The organism is Mycobacterium simulans (assembly GCF_900232995.1).
Taxonomy (GTDB): Bacteria; Actinomycetota; Actinomycetes; order Mycobacteriales; family Mycobacteriaceae; genus Mycobacterium; species Mycobacterium simulans.
Map to the genome: position 1 here is coordinate 278,110 of NZ_OCVX01000005.1, position 15,921 is coordinate 294,030.

General features: G+C 65.9%; 18 protein-coding genes. 1 reads left to right on the forward strand and 17 read right to left on the reverse strand.

Annotation, left to right across the window (positions count from 1 at the left end; translation table 11 throughout):
• Positions 1–10: 10 nt before the first annotated feature.
• The 12 genes from MSIMFI_RS19980 to rplS all read right to left on the reverse strand — a co-directional run bounded on the left by MSIMFI_RS19980 (position 11) and on the right by rplS (position 11,904).
• Entirely contained in the window at positions 11–1,171 is a 1,161-nt protein-coding gene (locus MSIMFI_RS19980) for a lactate 2-monooxygenase (protein ID WP_191498821.1), read from the reverse strand.
• 34 nt (positions 1,172–1,205) lie between these two features.
• Positions 1,206–2,054: a siderophore-interacting protein gene (locus MSIMFI_RS19985; RefSeq protein ID WP_191498822.1), complete on the reverse strand. Its 849-nt coding sequence runs from the start codon at positions 2,052–2,054 to the stop codon at positions 1,206–1,208.
• A gap of 32 nt (positions 2,055–2,086) precedes the next feature.
• Positions 2,087–3,262 carry a DNA-processing protein DprA gene (gene dprA / locus MSIMFI_RS19990; protein WP_191498823.1) on the reverse strand — a complete coding sequence of 392 codons (1,176 nt, stop codon included), beginning with the start codon at positions 3,260–3,262 and terminating at the stop codon, positions 2,087–2,089.
• Positions 3,259–4,770 (reverse strand): YifB family Mg chelatase-like AAA ATPase, encoded by a 1,512-nt coding sequence (locus tag MSIMFI_RS19995; protein WP_191498824.1) that lies wholly within the window; start codon positions 4,768–4,770, stop codon positions 3,259–3,261. The genes dprA and MSIMFI_RS19995 overlap by 4 nt, the downstream gene beginning before the upstream one ends.
• Positions 4,770–5,147, reverse strand: a complete 378-nt coding sequence (locus MSIMFI_RS20000; protein ID WP_191498825.1) for a YraN family protein — start codon at positions 5,145–5,147, stop codon at positions 4,770–4,772. The genes MSIMFI_RS19995 and MSIMFI_RS20000 overlap by 1 nt, the downstream gene beginning before the upstream one ends.
• A gap of 111 nt (positions 5,148–5,258) precedes the next feature.
• A complete protein-coding gene (gene fdhD, locus MSIMFI_RS20005) occupies positions 5,259–6,080 on the reverse strand; it encodes a formate dehydrogenase accessory sulfurtransferase FdhD (RefSeq protein WP_191498826.1) in 822 nt (273 codons plus the stop codon).
• Complete coding sequence (locus tag MSIMFI_RS20010; RefSeq protein ID WP_191499093.1) at positions 6,080–8,443, reverse strand: FdhF/YdeP family oxidoreductase; 2,364 nt, start codon at positions 8,441–8,443, stop codon at positions 6,080–6,082. The genes fdhD and MSIMFI_RS20010 overlap by 1 nt, the downstream gene beginning before the upstream one ends.
• Positions 8,436–9,416, reverse strand: a complete 981-nt coding sequence (locus MSIMFI_RS20015; protein WP_191498827.1) for an NAD-dependent epimerase/dehydratase family protein — start codon at positions 9,414–9,416, stop codon at positions 8,436–8,438. Before MSIMFI_RS20015 ends, MSIMFI_RS20010 begins: the two co-directional genes overlap by 8 nt.
• Before the next feature lie 92 nt (positions 9,417–9,508).
• Positions 9,509–9,814 (reverse strand): DUF2469 domain-containing protein, encoded by a 306-nt coding sequence (locus MSIMFI_RS20020; protein ID WP_067243032.1) that lies wholly within the window; start codon positions 9,812–9,814, stop codon positions 9,509–9,511.
• Positions 9,815–9,908: 94 nt separating this feature from the next.
• Entirely contained in the window at positions 9,909–10,646 is a 738-nt protein-coding gene (locus MSIMFI_RS20025) for a ribonuclease HII (RefSeq protein WP_191498828.1), read from the reverse strand.
• A 13-nt stretch (positions 10,647–10,659) separates the two neighbouring features.
• Positions 10,660–11,484 (reverse strand): signal peptidase I, encoded by an 825-nt coding sequence (lepB, locus tag MSIMFI_RS20030; RefSeq protein WP_191498829.1) that lies wholly within the window; start codon positions 11,482–11,484, stop codon positions 10,660–10,662.
• Between the two features lie 78 nt (positions 11,485–11,562).
• Positions 11,563–11,904 (reverse strand): 50S ribosomal protein L19, encoded by a 342-nt coding sequence (rplS, locus tag MSIMFI_RS20035; RefSeq protein WP_012393605.1) that lies wholly within the window; start codon positions 11,902–11,904, stop codon positions 11,563–11,565.
• Positions 11,905–12,280: 376 nt separating this feature from the next.
• Between rplS and MSIMFI_RS20040 the strand changes: the two genes are divergently transcribed.
• On the forward strand, positions 12,281–13,237 hold the full coding sequence (locus tag MSIMFI_RS20040; protein WP_191498830.1) for a serine hydrolase: 957 nt from the start codon (positions 12,281–12,283) through the stop codon (positions 13,235–13,237).
• Between the two features lie 79 nt (positions 13,238–13,316).
• Here MSIMFI_RS20040 and trmD read toward each other — a convergent pair whose 3' ends face one another.
• From trmD to MSIMFI_RS20065, 5 genes are all read right to left on the reverse strand, one after another.
• Positions 13,317–14,003, reverse strand: a complete 687-nt coding sequence (gene trmD / locus MSIMFI_RS20045; protein ID WP_186242421.1) for a tRNA (guanosine(37)-N1)-methyltransferase TrmD — start codon at positions 14,001–14,003, stop codon at positions 13,317–13,319.
• Positions 14,004–14,005: 2 nt separating this feature from the next.
• The gene (gene rimM / locus MSIMFI_RS20050) at positions 14,006–14,539 is read right to left on the reverse strand and encodes a ribosome maturation factor RimM (RefSeq protein WP_191498831.1); all 534 of its coding nucleotides are present in this window, start codon (positions 14,537–14,539) and stop codon (positions 14,006–14,008) included.
• A 25-nt stretch (positions 14,540–14,564) separates the two neighbouring features.
• Positions 14,565–14,807, reverse strand: a complete 243-nt coding sequence (locus MSIMFI_RS20055; protein WP_085250341.1) for an RNA-binding protein — start codon at positions 14,805–14,807, stop codon at positions 14,565–14,567.
• 8 nt (positions 14,808–14,815) lie between these two features.
• Entirely contained in the window at positions 14,816–15,328 is a 513-nt protein-coding gene (rpsP, locus tag MSIMFI_RS20060) for a 30S ribosomal protein S16 (RefSeq protein ID WP_191498832.1), read from the reverse strand.
• Between the two features lie 172 nt (positions 15,329–15,500).
• A complete protein-coding gene (locus MSIMFI_RS20065) occupies positions 15,501–15,920 on the reverse strand; it encodes a nuclear transport factor 2 family protein (protein ID WP_191498833.1) in 420 nt (139 codons plus the stop codon).
• Between the last annotated feature and the right edge of the window lies 1 nt (position 15,921).

Consider the following 15,921-nt stretch of genomic DNA (forward strand, 5'->3'; position numbering starts at 1 on the left):
GGGGTTCGGCTCAGCCGACGCGCCGCAATGTGTCCGGGGTGAGATCTTTGCGGGTCGGGTACCCGTCGACGGCCATGATCAGGTCGGTTTCGGCGAGCATCATGCGCAGCACGTGCACAATCCCGTCGACGCCGCCGAGCGCCAGACCGTACGCGTACGGACGGCCCACACCGACCGCGGTCGCTCCCAGGGCGAGCGCCTTGATGACATCGGCGCCGCTGCGGATCCCCGAGTCGAACAGCACCGGCAGTCCGTCGGCCGCCTCGACCACTCCCGGCAGGCAATCCAGCGAAGGCAGGCCGCCGTTGGCTTGCCGGCCGCCGTGGTTGGAGCAGTAGATGCCGTCCACGCCGCCGTCCTTGGCGCGCCGAACGTCGTCTGGATGGCAGATGCCTTTGAGGATCAGCGGCAGATCGGTCAGCGAACGCAGCCAGCCCAGGTCATCCCAGGTGAGCGGGGCTCCGAAGATTTGCGCCCAGCGCAGCGTCGCGCCTCGCGGATCTTCTTCCGGCGGGCGCTGCAGGCCGGCTCGGAACACGGGATCGCTGAAGTAGTTGGCGAGACAGTGTCCCCGGAGTTGAGGAAAGTTCGCGGTGCTCAGGTCGCGCGGACGCCAGCCGGTGACCCAGGTGTCGAGCGTGACGACAATGCCCCGGTAGCCGGCCGCTTCCGCGCGATGTACCAGGCTGGCGGCCACCTCACGGTCGGTCGGTGTGTACAGCTGAAAGAACCCAGGGGTGTCGCCAAACCCGGCGGCCAGGTCTTCCATGGGGTCGACCGTCAGGGTCGACGCGACCATCGGGACGCCGGTGCGGGCCGCGGCCCGTGCGGTGGCCAGGTCGCCGTGGCCGTCTTGGGCGCACAGCCCGATGACACCGATCGGCGCCATGAACAGCGGAGTCGGCAGGGTCAGGCCGAACATTTCGACGGACAGGTCGCGCTCGGTGGCTCCGACCAACATGCGCGGCACCAACCCCCATCGCTGGAAGGCCTCGCAATTCGCTCGCTGGGTGCATTCGTCACCCGCTCCCCCGGCGACGTATGACCACACCGACGCCGGCAGGGCCATCTTCGCCTTGGCTTCCAATTCCGCGAACGCCATCGGCAGCGATGGCACCACTCCGGCCAGGCCCTGGAAGTAGATTTCGATCTGGTAGTCGCCAAATGCCATGCGATGAGAATGCCAGCGCAGGCGGACGCCCCTACTAAGGCCCTGCCTCCGCCTCGGCCAGTTCTTTCTTCCATTGCCGGAATGACTCTTCGGTGCGTCCGCGCCGCCAGTAACCGGAGATCGACGCCGACCACTTGCCTTTCACGCCGCGCTCGTTGCGGATGTAGGGCCGCAGGTTGTGCATGACGGCTTGCGCCTCGCCATGGATGAAGACCTGACCCTGTCCGGGCAGCCACTGTGTGCTGGTGACCGCCTCGATCAGCGGCGCATGATCGCCGGCACGGTCTTCGGGAACCAGATCGGCACGCCCGCCACGATAAACCCAGTTCACCTCGACGGATTCTGGTGCGGTCAAACCGATCTCGTCATCCGGGCCGGCAACTTCGATGAATGCCTTACCGATTGCATTGGCGGGCAACGCTTCTAGCGCGACGGCGATGGCCGGCAGCGCGGACTCGTCACCGGCCAACAGATGCCAGTCGGCGGCCGGGTCCGGCGTGTAGGCCCCGCCGGGTCCCATCAGGTGAATGGGCTGGCCGGGTTGGGCCGCCGCCGCCCACTGGCCAACTACCCCGTGTTCGCCATGCGTCACAATATCTAGGGCGATCTGGCGGTCCGCGGTGTTGACGCTACGAACGGTGATGGTGCGCACCGACGGCCGCTTCTCCGGGGGTAGGGCCGCGAAGCTGTCCAAAGTCAACGGCTGCGGCAACCCGGCGACATCAATGTCGTCAGCGACGAAGACCAACTTGACGTAGGAGTCCGTGAAGTCGCTGGGAACGAAGGTTTCGAAGCCGTTGCCGCCCAGGAGCACCCGGACCATGTGCGGTGTGAGCTGTCGGGTACCGACAATTTCAAAGCTGTGCAGGGGTCGACCCGCCAACCTATCCTCCTGTTCAAACCAACCCTCGTCGACTATACGAGTCGCGCCTCTGGAGACCTGGCCGAAGCCCGTGCAGGACCGGCTCGCACGATTCGCCAGCGGCCTTCGTAGCGCTCTGCCAACCCGATCACCTCGAGCATCGCCAACGGCCCCAGTACCTGTTCGGGTACCAGCCCGGACGCGACGGCGATCTCATCGACGGTGGCCACGCCGCGGCCGGGCAGCGCCTCGTACACCTGACGCTCGGTCCCGCTGAGCCCATCGAACACGCTGGTAGGACCTGTTTCGTCGGCCGCCAACTCACCGATATGACCAACTAACTCAACAATGTCGTCGGCGCGGGTGACCAACTGGGCGCCGTTGCGCAACAAGACATGGCAACCCGCTGACGCCGACGATGTCACCGGCCCGGGCACCGCGGCCACCACCCGACCCAACGCCCGCGCCCAGGCGGCGGTGTTGGCGGCGCCGCTGCGCACGCCTGCCTCCACCACCACCGCTGCCCCTGCCACGGCAGCCACCAGGCGGTTGCGCGTCAGAAAGCGGTACCGGGCCGGGCGGACACCCGGCGGGTATTCGGTGAACAGCAGCCCGTGCTGCGCGATGCGATGCAGCAGCGCCGAATGACCGGCCGGATAAAAGATGTCCAGTCCCCCGGCCAATACCGCCACGGTGATGCCCTCGGAATTGAGCGCTCCGCGGTGCGCCGCGCCGTCGATGCCATACGCGCCACCGGAGACAACCGCGACGTCGCGTTCGACCAGCCCGGCTGCCAGGTCCGCCGCCACATGCTCGCCATAGGCGGTCGCGGCCCGAGTTCCGACCACCGCGGCGGCGCGCTGCGCCACCTCGTCCAGCCGCGCCGGACCCAGCGCCCACAACACCATCGGCTGCACGCCGCGAGGCCTTCCCCGCGCCGTGGAGCCCGCGAATGCGGCGAACGCGAGCACCGGCCACTCGTCATCGTCCGGCGTAATCAATCGCCCCCCGCGGCGAGCGAGAAGCTCGAGATCCGCTGCGGCTTGGTCGTTTTTGCGTCGGGCCTCAGTGTCGCGCGCCAAGTCGCCGGTGACCTGCCCGCGGCGGACCCGGTCGGCCGCCTCCACTGGGCCAACACAATTAACCAGTGCGGCGAGCTCCGCGCAGGGCGGTTCTACCACCCGGGACAGATAGGCCCAGGCCCGCAGCCGCGGATCGCTGGGGTTCATCGCGACGCTCCTGCTTGCCGGAAGCTCAGGGCGGTGGCCACTTCGTCGACCCCGGGCGAGCTGCGACCGGCCAGATCGGCCAAACTCCACGCGACGCGCAGCGTGCGATCCAGGCCGCGGATGCTGAGCAGTCCCCGGTCCAGCGCCGTGCGCAGCGGCTCCATCGCGGTGTAGCTGAGGCGGAACTTGCGCCGCAGCAGTGGCCCGCTGACTTCGGCGTTGGTGCGGAATCCGTGTGGTCGCCAGCGCGCAGCGGCCGCGTCGCGTGCCACCGCCACCCGGTGACGCACCTGCAGCGTCGACTCCCCGTCCTCGGGTGCAAATGCCCCAGCCCGAACCGGATGCATCTGCACCCGCAGATCGACCCTGTCCAGTAACGGGCCGGACAGCTTGCCAAGATAGCGCCGCTTGGCCGCGGCCGCACAGATGCAGTCCTGTGGATCAGCCGGCGCACATGGACACGGGTTGGCGGCCAATACCAGTTGAAACCGCGCCGGGTAGCAGGCCACGCCGTCGCGACGGGCAAGCCGAATTTCCCCGTCTTCCAACGGCGTCCGCAGCGCTTCCAGCGCGCTGAGGCTGATCTCGGCGCACTCGTCTAGGAACAACACCCCGCGATGTGCCCGGCTGACCGCACCCGGACGGGCCATTCCGGAACCCCCGCCGACCAGTGCCGCGACGCTGGAACTGTGGTGCGGCGCCACGAACGGCGGCCTGGTGATCAACGGCGTGTCCCCCGACAACAGGCCGGCCACCGAGTGGATCGCGGTGACCTCCAGCGACTCGCTCTCGGTCAGCGGCGGTAGCAATCCCGGAAGGCGTTGCGCCAGCATCGTTTTGCCCACACCCGGCGGACCGGTCAACATGAGGTGATGCGCCCCCGCCGCGGCCACCTCGACGGCGAACCGGGCCTGGGATTGCCCCACCACGTCGGCCAGATCGACCGTCGGCTCCTGGGTGGGGGCGGCCGCGGCGATCCTGTCGTCCAGGCCGGCGGACCCATTGAGCCAATTCTGCAGTTGCCCGAGGGTGCGCACCCCCCACACGTCGATGCCGTCGACCAGGCTGGCCTCGGCCAGGTTGTCGACCGGAACCACGACGGCCGGCCAGCCGTCGCGTTTAGCGGCCAAAACGGCGGGCAACACCCCGCGCACCGGCCGGACCCGCCCGTCCAGCGACAGCTCGCCCAGCAGCGCCGTCTTCTCCAACCGATCCCACGGCTTTTTTCGTTGCGCCGACAACACCGCCGCCGCCAAAGCCACGTCGTAGACCGATCCCATTTTCGGCAGCGTCGCCGGTGACAGGGCGAGCGTGAGCCGCGCCATGGGCCAGGTGTTTCCGCAGTTGGTGACGGCCGCCCTAACCCGGTCGCGGGACTCCTGCAATGCGGCGTCGGGCAATCCCACGAGATGAACACCCGGCAGCCCCGAGGTGATGTCGGCTTCGATTTCCACTGTCTCTCCGTCCAATCCACGTACGGCGACCGAGAATGCGCGTCCCAGCGCCATCAGCCGACCCCTCGCAGGTGGACGATCTCCGGGGTTCGGCGACGGCCGATCCGCACGCCGATCACGTCGATGCGCACCGCCGCCCACCGCCCGTCCTGACCGGCCAACCACAGGCCGGCCAGCCGGCGCAGCCGCCGGACCTTGCGCTCGGGCACCGCGTTCGCCAGGCCCCCGTAACCGTCGCCGGTACGGGTCTTGACCTCCACGAACACCACCGTGCGAGTGGGCGCGTCGGCGGCGATTACGTCCAATTCGCCGTAGCGGCAGCGCCAGTTGCGGTCCAAGATCCGCAGGCCCAGCCTGGTCAAATGGTCCCCCGCGAGCGCCTCGCCCATCGCTCCCAGCTGGACCCGGGTCATCGTCTTCTGGGTCGTCATGCGACCAACCTGCACACCAGCTCCGACACATCTGCCGCCGTAAGCGCCTCAGCGCCGGGCTAGCGACGGGCTATCCCCAGTTGGACATCGATCCACAGCGCGGGCCGCCCGCTAAATGATTCGGTCGGCCCTTGTGTAAACGTTCATCGAATCCTCGCGCAGAAACGCCACCAGCGTGATCCCAGATTCCTCGGCCAGCGCGACGGCCAGCGACGACGGCGCGGATACGGCGGCCAACACCGGAATCCCGGCCATCAGCGCCTTCTGGGTCAACTCGAACGAAGCCCGCCCACTGACCAGAAGCACCGCGGCGCCCATCGGTATCCGGTCCTGTTCCAGCGCCCAGCCGATCACCTTGTCCACGGCATTGTGCCGACCGATGTCCTCGCGCACCGCCAGCATGGCGCCGTCCACCCCGAACAACGCCGCGGCATGCAACCCACCGGTACTGGCGAAAACCTTTTGGGCGCCGCGAAGTTGGTCCGGCATCGCCTGCAGCGTGGTCGCAGCGACGGTGGCCGGATCGTCGCCGGGTGAGTACCGGCTGATCAGGCGCACAGCGTCCAGCGACGCCTTGCCACAGACCCCGCACGACGAGGTGGTGTAAAAGTTACGGGTCACATCGAGCTCGGGCGGTCGGACACCCGGCGCCAGCGTAACGTCAAGAACGTTGTACGTGTTGACGCTATTTTCACCTTGCCCCCCGCAATAGCGGGCGGTCAATACATCCTCGCGGCGCGCGATAACCCCTTCGGTCAGCAGAAAACCTTGCGCGAGTTCGATATCCGAGCCCGGTGTGCGCATGGTCACCGTCACCGGAATCCCGTTGAGGCGAATCTCCAGCGGCTCTTCGACGGCCAAGGTCTCCGGTCGGGTGGTCGCTCGATCGGCGGTGAGATGCGTCGCCCGCCAGCGCACCGTTACGTGGCCCACTAAGACGCCGGCTCCAATCGGACGATGATCGCTTTGGACACCGGGGTGTTCGACTTGGCCGCGGTGTGATCGAGCGGGACCAGTGCATTGGTCTCCGGATAATAGGCCGCGGCGTTGCCAACAGGAGTCGAATACTCCACCACCAGAAAGTCTTTCGCGCGGCGCTCTTGTAGACCACTTTCGGCGTCGGTCCACTCCGAAACCAAATCGACGCGGTCGCCTGCCGTTAAACCTAGCGCCTCGATGTCAGCCGGGTTGACGAACACCACCCGGCGGCCGCCCTTGACACCGCGGTATCGATCGTCGAGCCCGTAGATCGTGGTGTTGTACTGGTCGTGGCTGCGCAGTGTCTGCAGCACCAACCGGCCGGGCGGCACCGGCACCCATTGCAGCGGGTTGATCGCGAAGTTGGCTTTGCCTGTGCTGGTGTGGAATTCGCGCGCGTCCCGCGGTGGGTGCGGCAGTTGGAACCCGTCGGGCGCGCGCACCTTGCGGTTGTAGTCACCGCAGCCGGGGACCACCGCCGCGATCGCGTCGCGGATCGTGTCGTAGTCACCGGCGAACCGCTCCCACGGCACCGGATGCGCCGGCCCGAGCAGCGTGCGGGCCAGCTGGCAGACGATCTCGACCTCGCTGCGCACCTGGTCGCTGGGCGGATGCAGGCTGCCGCGCGAGAGGTGCACCATCGACATCGAATCTTCTACTGACACAAGTTGTTTGCGCCCGTTGCGGATGTCGCGGTCGGTGCGGCCCAGTGTCGGCAGGATCAGCGCGGTAGCGCCGTGCACGAGGTGGCTGCGGTTGAGTTTGGTCGAGACCTGCACCGTCAGCGCGCAACTGCGCAACGCCGCCTCGGTGACGGCGGTGTCCGGGGTCGCCGACGCGAAGTTGCCGCCCATTCCCATGAAGAACTTGGCCCGCCCGTCGCGCATGGCGCGGATCGCGGCCACGGTGTCATAGCCATGCTTGCGGGGACTGGTGATGCCGAACTCACGATCCAGGGCGGCCAGGAACTGTTCGGGCATCTGCTCCCAGATGCCCATGGTGCGGTCGCCTTGGACATTGGAGTGCCCGCGCACCGGACACACGCCTGCGCCGGGCTTGCCGATCATGCCGCGCAGCAGCAGCAGGTTGGTGACCTCGCCAATGGTGGCGACCGCGTGGGCATGCTGGGTGAGGCCCATCGCCCAGCACACAACCGTGCGTTCCGAAGCCATCAGCATCGCCGCGACGCGGTCGAGTTGGACTCGATCGATGCCGGTGGCCACGAGCACCGTGTCGATGTCGACGTGCAGGGTCCTGCGCCGGTACTCGTCGAAGCCGGCGCAATGCTGTTCGACGAACGACTGGTCGACTACGCTGCCCGGCGCGCGCTCGTCGGCCTCCAGCAACAACCTGGCGAGCCCGGCGAACAATGCCATGTCCCCGCCGAGGCGGATCTGGACGAACTCATCGGCTATCGGGATGCCATGTCCCACAACCCCGTTCACCTTCTGCGGATCTTTGAACCGGATCAACCCGGCCTCCGGGAGTGGGTTCACCGCAATGATCTTGGCGCCGTTGGCCTTTGCCTTCTCGAGTATCGACAGCATCCGCGGGTGGTTGGTGCCCGGATTCTGCCCGGCGATGACGATCAGGTCGGCGTGCGCAACGTCGTCGACGGTGACCGATCCCTTGCCTATCCCGATGGACTCGCTAAGCGCCGAGCCCGATGACTCGTGGCACATGTTGGAACAGTCGGGCAGGTTGTTGGTGCCAAAACTTCGCACCAGCAACTGGTAGCAGAACGCGGCCTCATTGCTGGTGCGTCCCGAGGTGTAGAACACGGCCTCATCGGGGCTAGCCAGCGCCGTGAGGTGCTCGGCGATCAGCTGATAGGCGGCCTCCCAGCCGATCGGCCGATAGTGGTTGTCTCCCGGGCGCAGCACCATCGGGTGGGCAAGGCGGCCCTGCTGCGACAGCCAATACTCCGGCTTGGCGGACAACTGAGAGATGGAGTGCCGAGCGAAGAACTCCGGCGTCACGGTGCGCTTGGTGGCTTCCTCCGCGACGGCTTTGGCGCCGTTTTCGCAGAACTCGGCCAATTTGCGGCCACCGGGCTCCTCGGGCCACGCGCACCCGGGGCAGTCAAAGCCATGACGTTGATTCAGCCGTGCCAGCGCCGCCGCGGTACGCAGCGCGCCCATCTGTTCCAGCCCGCGCTGCACCGACACCAGCACCGCGCGCACGCCCGCCGCCTCGTGCTTACGCGGCGAAACCGTGACGGCATGCTCGTTGTAATCGGCGGGGACGTCGCGTGACCCGGCGAAGCGCTGGAAGCTCACTGCCTCAACGTACCGCGACTGCCTGGCAGCCTCACACAGCTGAAGCCAACGAGGCCAAGGTCTCCGCCGAGGAGTGCGTCGGGTGCCAGCCGAGTTCGCGCTTGGCCTTACTTGTGTCCATCACCACCGATGTCCTTGCGACATGTAGCCATTCGAGCAGGGAGGGAACCAACGGCAACCGAGCGATCGCCACAGACGCGGCCGAGGCAGCGGCTGCAGGAACCCGGACCGGGCGACCTCCCAGCGCGTTGGCCACGTCGCTGACCGTCACGATCCCGTCGCCGGCAATGTTGTATGCCCCGGGCGGCGCCGGAGCTGTGGCGGCGAGTGCGATGGCGGCCGCGACGTCGTCGTGATGTACCAGCTGCAGGGGAATACCGGGGTCCGGCACGACCGGCTTCAATATCGGCACAGCCTTGCTCACCGCGCGCACCGGGGCCGGCAGCTGTTTCCACGGCATCGCATCGGCCAGTGCGTGAGCATCGGGACCGGCGACGATGCAAGGCCTCAGCACAAATACTTCGAGCGAGGAGCCCTTGGTGATCTCGGCGAGTTCCGCCTCGCACGCCGCCTTTTGTTCCGAGTAGTAGTGCTCGGGGGATCCGCGCGTCGGTACGTCCTCGGTGAGCGGCACCGGGTTGTCGGAGTGATAGCCGTAGGCCGCCACCGACGAGGTGTAGACCAGCCGCCGTGGCCGTAGTGCGGCGACGGTCGCTTCGAAGACATTGCGGGTGCCCTGCAGGTTGATGCGTGCGCTCTCATCGCGCGAACCCATCACGATGAACGCCAGGTGGATCACGACGTCGGCGTCCGCCACCAACGCAACTACCGAGTCGCGGTCCAGGATGTCGCCCTGCAGGTAAGTGGTCTTCACCCACCCGTGCACCGCGGGATCGAACGGCCGACGCGCCATTCCGACGATTGACTGCACCGCTGGTTCGCGCTCCAGTGCGGTGACCGCCGAGGTGCCGATCTCTCCGGTTGGTCCGGTGACGGCCACAGTGAGTCCCACCCGGAATAATCTTCCCGCGGGGGCGGGCAGCCAAACGCCGAACGAGGCGGTCAGGTGTGGAACGCGCGGTCGCGGTATGAACGCCTAGTGGGCTACTCGGGCAGCCGCAGTTCGGGTTTCTCGACCTCTTCGATGTTGACGTCCTTGAAGGTGACCACCCGCACCTGCTTGACGAACCGGGCCGGGCGATACATGTCCCACACCCAGGCGTCGGCCAGTCGCAGCTCGAAGTACACCTCACCGTCGGCATTGCGCGGCATCAGCTCCACACTGTTTGCCAGATAGAAGCGGCGCTCGGTTTCCACGACGTAGCTGAACTGGCCGACGATGTCCTTGTATTCGCGGTACAGCGAGAGCTCCATCTCGGTTTCGTACTTTTCGAGATCCTCTGCACTCATCTGCCACTCATCCGCTCAGACGTCCTTCTCCCAGCCAATTTGCCCGGTGAACAGAACACGCGTCTCATCATTCCTCACCAGTTTTTACCAGTCTTTACCAGTCTTTACCGGTCGTCGTCTCGTCGTCCGGAGGGTTCGGTTTGAATTCGGCTACCACCCTCCCGTTGGACCCGCTCGCCACCCGCCGCACATTGATAAACGAGTAGCGGTGCTCGGGGCAGGGGCCCAGCCGGGCCAGGGCGAGGCTGTGCGCGGCAGTGCAGTAGCCCTTGTGCTCGGCGAAGCCGTACCCGGGGTGCTCGGCGTCCATCGCGACCATCAACCGGTCCCGGCTGACTTTCGCCAGCACGCTTGCCGCGGCGATGCAGGCAGCCGCCGCATCGCCACCGATCACCGGCAACGACGGCACCGGCAGCCCAGGCACCCGAAAGCCATCGGTGAGTACATAACCGGGCCGCACCGACAAGCCGGCCACCGCACGCCGCATGCCTTCGATATTTGCCACATGCACCCCGCGGCGGTCGACCTCAACCGACGGGATGAACACCACGTGGTAGGCAAGCGCGTAACGGCGGATCAACGGAAACAGCCTTTCCCGCGCCGTCTCCGTGAGTTTCTTCGAATCATCAAGAGCAGCAAGACTTTCCAACCGATTTGGGCCAAGCACGCAGGCCGCGACCACCAGCGGACCGGCGCATGCACCCCGACCGACTTCGTCGACCCCGGCCACCGGGCCCAGACCGCCGCGGTGCAGCGCGGACTCCAGGGTGCGCATCCCCCGCAAACCCCCAGACTTACGGATCACCGTCCGCGGCGGCCAAGTCTTAGTCATATTCCAGCCACGGCTACTGGCCCTGCTGGGGGTTCACCGAACCCACACCACCCCATCGCGACGGCGGCCACACGATAAATCTAGCCTTGCCGATGACGTTGGACACCGGCACGGTTCCCGCCATCGGATCACCGGTGCACAGCATCGGACAATGGGCGCGCGAATCCGCCGAGTGGGTCCGGTTGTCGCCCATCACCCACAGACGTCCCGGTGGAACTGTGACCGGGCCGAACTCGCTGCCCAGGCACGGGTACACCGACGGGTCGGCCATCATGGTGCCGGGATTCAAATACGGCTCCTTGAGGGGCTTGCCATTGACCGTCAAACCGGTGTCGGCGCGGCACTGAACCGTCTGACCGCCGACCGCGATCACGCGCTTAACCAGGTCGTTCTCGTCGGGAGGCACAAAACCTATGAACGAAAGCCCGTTCTGCAACCAGCGCACCGCGGTGTTGGAAGACCGGATCGACTTGTAACCGACATTCCACGACGGCGGTCCCTTGAAGACGATGACGTCGCCGGGTTTGGGTGAGCTGAAACGATAGGTAAGTTTGTCCACCAGGATGCGATCGCCGGTACAAGTCGAGCACCCGTGCAGCGTGGGTTCCATCGACTCGGATGGGATCAGGTACGGGCGCGCCACAAACGTCAACATGACGTAATAGAGGACCACCGCAATCACCGCCAGAGTCGCGAACTCCCGCAGCGTGGACTTCTTGGGCTTCGACTCGGCTTCGGGTTCCTCAGCCTCTGTCGTTGAGTCGTCGGCAGCGGGCTTCGACTCCGATTGACCAGCATCGGGCTGGCGTTCGGATGGGGAGTCCGTGGTTTCGGTCACGAGATCAGCGTAGCCAGCACGGGTCGTGGCCTAGATAACCGCCGAGGCGACGACGCATGGGCGCCACGGCGGTCCCGGTCAGCGCTTCTCCTTGATCTTGGCTTTCTTACCGCGAAGTTCCCGCAGGTAGTACAACTTGGCGCGACGGACGTCGCCACGGGTCACCACCTCGATATGGTCGATGTTCGGCGAATGCACCGGAAAGGTCCGCTCCACGCCGACGCCGTAGCTCTCCTTGCGCACCGTGAACGTCTCGCGGATGCCGCCGCCCTGTCGGCGGATAACCACGCCCTTGAACACCTGGATACGTTCCTTGGCGCCCTCGATCACCTTGACGTGCACGTTGATGGTGTCGCCCGGGCTGAAGGCCGGGATGTCGTCGCGCAGCGACGCCTGGTCGACGAAGTCCAGCCTGTTCATTGGAAAACACTTCCTCGAGGTCGCGGCTTCGTGAACCGCCCACACGCAGGCGTGTGTCGGTCACCCAGCCGATGGGTTTCGGGCTTCTGGGGTGTATCTCCTAGCAGGCGGGAGCACCGGCCCACCGACAACCGCTGGAGACAACTGGTCAATTGTGCCAGACGGTGCGCATGCAGTGAAAATCACAAGAAAACTCCGGTGTTCACGACCGCCCGAAAGCGCCGGCAAATGGTACATATGACTGGGGTCAGACCGCGCGAGTCAAACCCGAAGCTGTTCGTGACGCCCAGGGCAGATGGCAAAGCGGCCGCCCACCTGTACGTCTTGTGATGTCGACGGATGTCAACGCCGTCACAAGGATGTCAGAAGGAGTGGAATGCGAGCACGGCCGCTAACGGTGCTTACCGCCGCGGCAGCGGTGACGTTGGTGGTGATCGCTGGCTGCGAAGCAAAGGTACAGGCAAAGACGTATAACGCGCCCGCTCGCAATTCGTCCCAAGCACCAGCACAACCACAACAACAACTGGTCGAACTGCTGCTGCGCGCCGTCACTCCGCTCGGGGTGCCCGAGACGCTGCCGGACGTGTTTCCCGGCACCGGGCTCAGCGGCGTGCAGGCCCGCATCCAGCAGGCAACCGAACAAGCCGCCGCCAGGGGCGCCACCTTGTCGGTGGCGATCCTCGATCGCGCTACCCACCAGTTGGTCTCCAACGGCAACACCCAGATCATCGCCACCGCGTCGGTGGCCAAGCTCTTTATCGCCGACAATCTGCTGCTTCACGAATCCGAAGGCAAAGCCGCATTGTCCCCAGATGACCACCGGGCATTGGACGTCATGTTGCAGTCATCCGACGATGGCGCGGCAGAACGATTCTGGGGCCAGGACGGCGGAGACGCGATCATCACCCAGGTCGCGAGCCGGTACGGACTTACATCGACCGCACCGCCCAGCGACGGGCGCTGGTGGAACACAATCAGTTCGGCGCAAGACCTGATCCGCTACTACGACAGACTGCTCGATGGCTCGGGCGGACTACCGCTGGAGCGCGCCCGGATTATCGTCAACGACCTAGCTCAATCAACGCCGACCGGGATCGACGGCTACCCACAGCGATTCGGAATCCCCGACGGTTTGTACGCCGAACCGGTCGCCGTCAAACAGGGCTGGATGTGCTGTATCGGCGCCGACTGGATGCATCTGTCCACCGGTGTGATCGGCGCGGACCACCGCTACATCATGGTGATCGAGTCGCTGCAGCCCTCCGACGATGCCACCGCGCGCGCGACGATAACCGAGGCCGTTAAGACGATTTTTCCCAACGGCCGGATCTGACCACTCACCCGCACGAGCAGACGCATAATCGCCCTGGAACGCTCGTTCCAGGGCGATTATGCGTCTGCTCGGCCAGTCTTCAGTCCAGCAGCTCGGGGCGCCGTTCCCGAGTGCGCTGCACCGAAACCTGCCGACGCCAGGCGGCAATGCGGGCGTGGTCACCGGAGAGCAGAACCTCCGGGACGTCGAGACCGCGCCAGCTCGGCGGCCGGGTGTAGCTGGGCCCCTCCAGCAGCCGGTCCAGCCCGGGCGAGTGCGAATCCTCTTGGAGGGAAGCGGGATTGCCAAGCACCCCAGCCACCAGCCGCAATACGGCTTCGATCATCACGACAGCCGCCGATTCCCCGCCGGGCAACACGTAATCGCCTATCGAGACCTCTTCGACACGCATCCGACGCGCCGCATCCTCAACGACGCGCTGATCGATGCCCTCGTAGCGGCCACAGGCGAACACCAGGTGCGCCTCGGTGCTCCAGCGCGCGGCGGTGGCCTGGGTGAACAACGCGCCGGCGGGGGTAGGGACGACCAATAGCGCCTCTCCGGAACAGATTTCGTCGAGCGCCTCGCCCCACACCGGCGCCTTCATCACCATGCCAGGACCGCCACCATAGGGCGCGTCGTCTACCGAGTGGTGCACATCGTGAGTCCACCGCCGCAGGTCATGCACCTGCAGGTCGACCAGGCCCGACGCAATCGCCTTGCCCGGCAACGATTGCCGCAACGGGTCCAGGTAGCCCGGAAAAATCGTGATGACGTCAATGCGCACGGCTAGCCCAGATCCAGCAGACCCTCTGGCGGATCGATGACGAGGACCCCGTCGTCCAACGACACCGTCGTCACGATGGCGCTCACGAACGGCACCAAGACTTCACCCGCATCACGTTTGACCGCCAATAGTTCTCCGGCGGCGGTGTGCAGCACCTCGGCGACGACGCCGATGTCCTGCCCCACGGTCGTCCGGACCCGCAGGCCTTCGAGCTGATGGTCGTAAAAGGTATCCGGCTCATCGATCGGAGGCAGCTCATCGGAGTCGATGACGAACAAGCTGCCGCGCAGCGCGTCCGCGGCGTCGCGGTCGGTCACTCCGACCAATCGCACCAGCAGCCGTGCTCCATGATCACGCGCACTGTCGACGACGTAGCCGCGCTCGTTATCGCCTTCTTGATCGGCACCGCGGAATCTCTTGGCACGCAACGTGGTACCCGGCGCAAACCGGTTATCTGGATCGTCGGTGCGAACCTCGACGACGATCTCGCCGTTGATGCCGTGCGCCTTGACCACGCGCCCGACTACCAGCTCCATGGGAACTCCATGAGCGTGAGTTCCGCTACTGGTCGGTGTCCACCACGTCGACGCGGATACCGCGGCCGCCGATGCCGGCGACCAGCGTGCGCAGCGCGGTCGCGGTACGTCCCCCGCGCCCGATCACCTTGCCCAGATCGTCCGGGTGGACATGAACTTCTACGGTGCGCCCGCGACGGCTGGTTACCATGTCCACCCGGACATCATCGGGGTTGTCGACAATTCCGCGGACGAGGTGTTCGACGGCGTCGGCCACGACGGTGCTCATCTCGCCGCTCAGCTTTCGGTAGCTGGCTGGGACGGCTGGGTCGACTCGGATTGCTCGCTGCCTTCGGCCGGCGTCTCCGCCTTCTCGGCCTCGGCGCCCGGAGCGGCCTCTGCAGCCTTCGCGGCCTTCTTGGCCGGAGACTTCTTCTTCGGCTTCGCGGCCTCGGTGGTGGGACCGCCCTCGGCGGCCGCCAGCGCGGCGTTGAACAGCTCGAGCTTGCTGGGCTTGGGCGGGGCGACCTTCAACCGGCCCTCGGCGCCGGGCAGGCCCTTGAACTTCTGCCAGTCGCCGGTGATCTTCAGCAGCTTGAGGACCGGTTCGGTGGGCTGGGCGCCCACGGAAAGCCAGTACTGGGCGCGCTCGGAGTTGATCTCGATGAGGCTCGGCTCTTCCTTGGGGTGGTATCGGCCGATGACTTCGATGGAACGACCGTCGCGCCGAGTGCGGGCATCGGCGACGGCGATTCGGTACTGGGGATTGCGGATCTTGCCAAGCCGGGTGAGCTTGATCTTCACAGCCATGATTAAGCGATTTCTCCTGTGTATGTCACGCTGCAATTCAGCGACCCGGGCGGGATGCCCGGATCCGGTTTTGCCTCGCGTGTGTCGCCACGCAACGGCCCGCAAAAGGGGCACGGCCGCGCGGCGGACAGCGGCCAATTGTGCCAGAACGGGTCCTCCGGCGGAAATTCCCCTAAATCACTTTCTGGAAGGTCTTGGTTTCGACCCGGCGCGTCATCCGCCAACCTTCGGGGGTGCGTACGAACTCGTCGTCGTACCACAGCCCGCAGAACAGCACCTGTTCTTTATCTCCGCCCAGCACCATGGGGTTGAAGCAGATCACCCGCGACGACGCGGTGTCGCCGTCAATGGTGACCGAGAAGTTGCCCAACATGTGCGAATACACCGGGAAGTTCGGCAGCACCTGCGACAGCCATTGCTTGACTTCGGGGTACTTGCCGTTTATGCCGCCCAGGGCTCGATAGTCGATATAGGCGTCGGGGGTGAACACCTTGTCGAGGTCGTCGAATCGGCGCAAGTCAATAGCGGTGGAGTAGTCCACCAGCAGCTGCTGGATTTCCAAGCGGTCGGAGATTTCGGCCAAGCTCAACATG

Bases quoted from the DNA above. Each gene is read 5' to 3' on its own strand.
- MSIMFI_RS19980 (WP_191498821.1), bottom strand. From the start codon at position 1,171: ATGGCATTTGGCGACTACCAGATCGAAATCTACTTCCAGGGCCTGGCC.
- dprA (WP_191498823.1), bottom strand. From the start codon at position 3,262: ATGAACCCCAGCGATCCGCGGCTGCGGGCCTGGGCCTATCTGTCCCGG.
- MSIMFI_RS19995 (WP_191498824.1), bottom strand. From the start codon at position 4,770: ATGGCGCTGGGACGCGCATTCTCGGTCGCCGTACGTGGATTGGACGGA.
- MSIMFI_RS20000 (WP_191498825.1), bottom strand. From the start codon at position 5,147: ATGACGACCCAGAAGACGATGACCCGGGTCCAGCTGGGAGCGATGGGC.
- MSIMFI_RS20020 (WP_067243032.1), bottom strand. From the start codon at position 9,814: ATGAGTGCAGAGGATCTCGAAAAGTACGAAACCGAGATGGAGCTCTCG.
- MSIMFI_RS20025 (WP_191498828.1), bottom strand. From the start codon at position 10,646: ATGACTAAGACTTGGCCGCCGCGGACGGTGATCCGTAAGTCTGGGGGT.
- rplS (WP_012393605.1), bottom strand. From the start codon at position 11,904: ATGAACAGGCTGGACTTCGTCGACCAGGCGTCGCTGCGCGACGACATC.
- MSIMFI_RS20040 (WP_191498830.1), top strand. From the start codon at position 12,281: ATGCGAGCACGGCCGCTAACGGTGCTTACCGCCGCGGCAGCGGTGACG.
- rimM (WP_191498831.1), bottom strand. From the start codon at position 14,539: ATGGAGCTGGTAGTCGGGCGCGTGGTCAAGGCGCACGGCATCAACGGC.
- MSIMFI_RS20055 (WP_085250341.1), bottom strand. From the start codon at position 14,807: ATGAGCACCGTCGTGGCCGACGCCGTCGAACACCTCGTCCGCGGAATT.
- rpsP (WP_191498832.1), bottom strand. From the start codon at position 15,328: ATGGCTGTGAAGATCAAGCTCACCCGGCTTGGCAAGATCCGCAATCCC.
- MSIMFI_RS20065 (WP_191498833.1), bottom strand. From the start codon at position 15,920: ATGTTGAGCTTGGCCGAAATCTCCGACCGCTTGGAAATCCAGCAGCTG.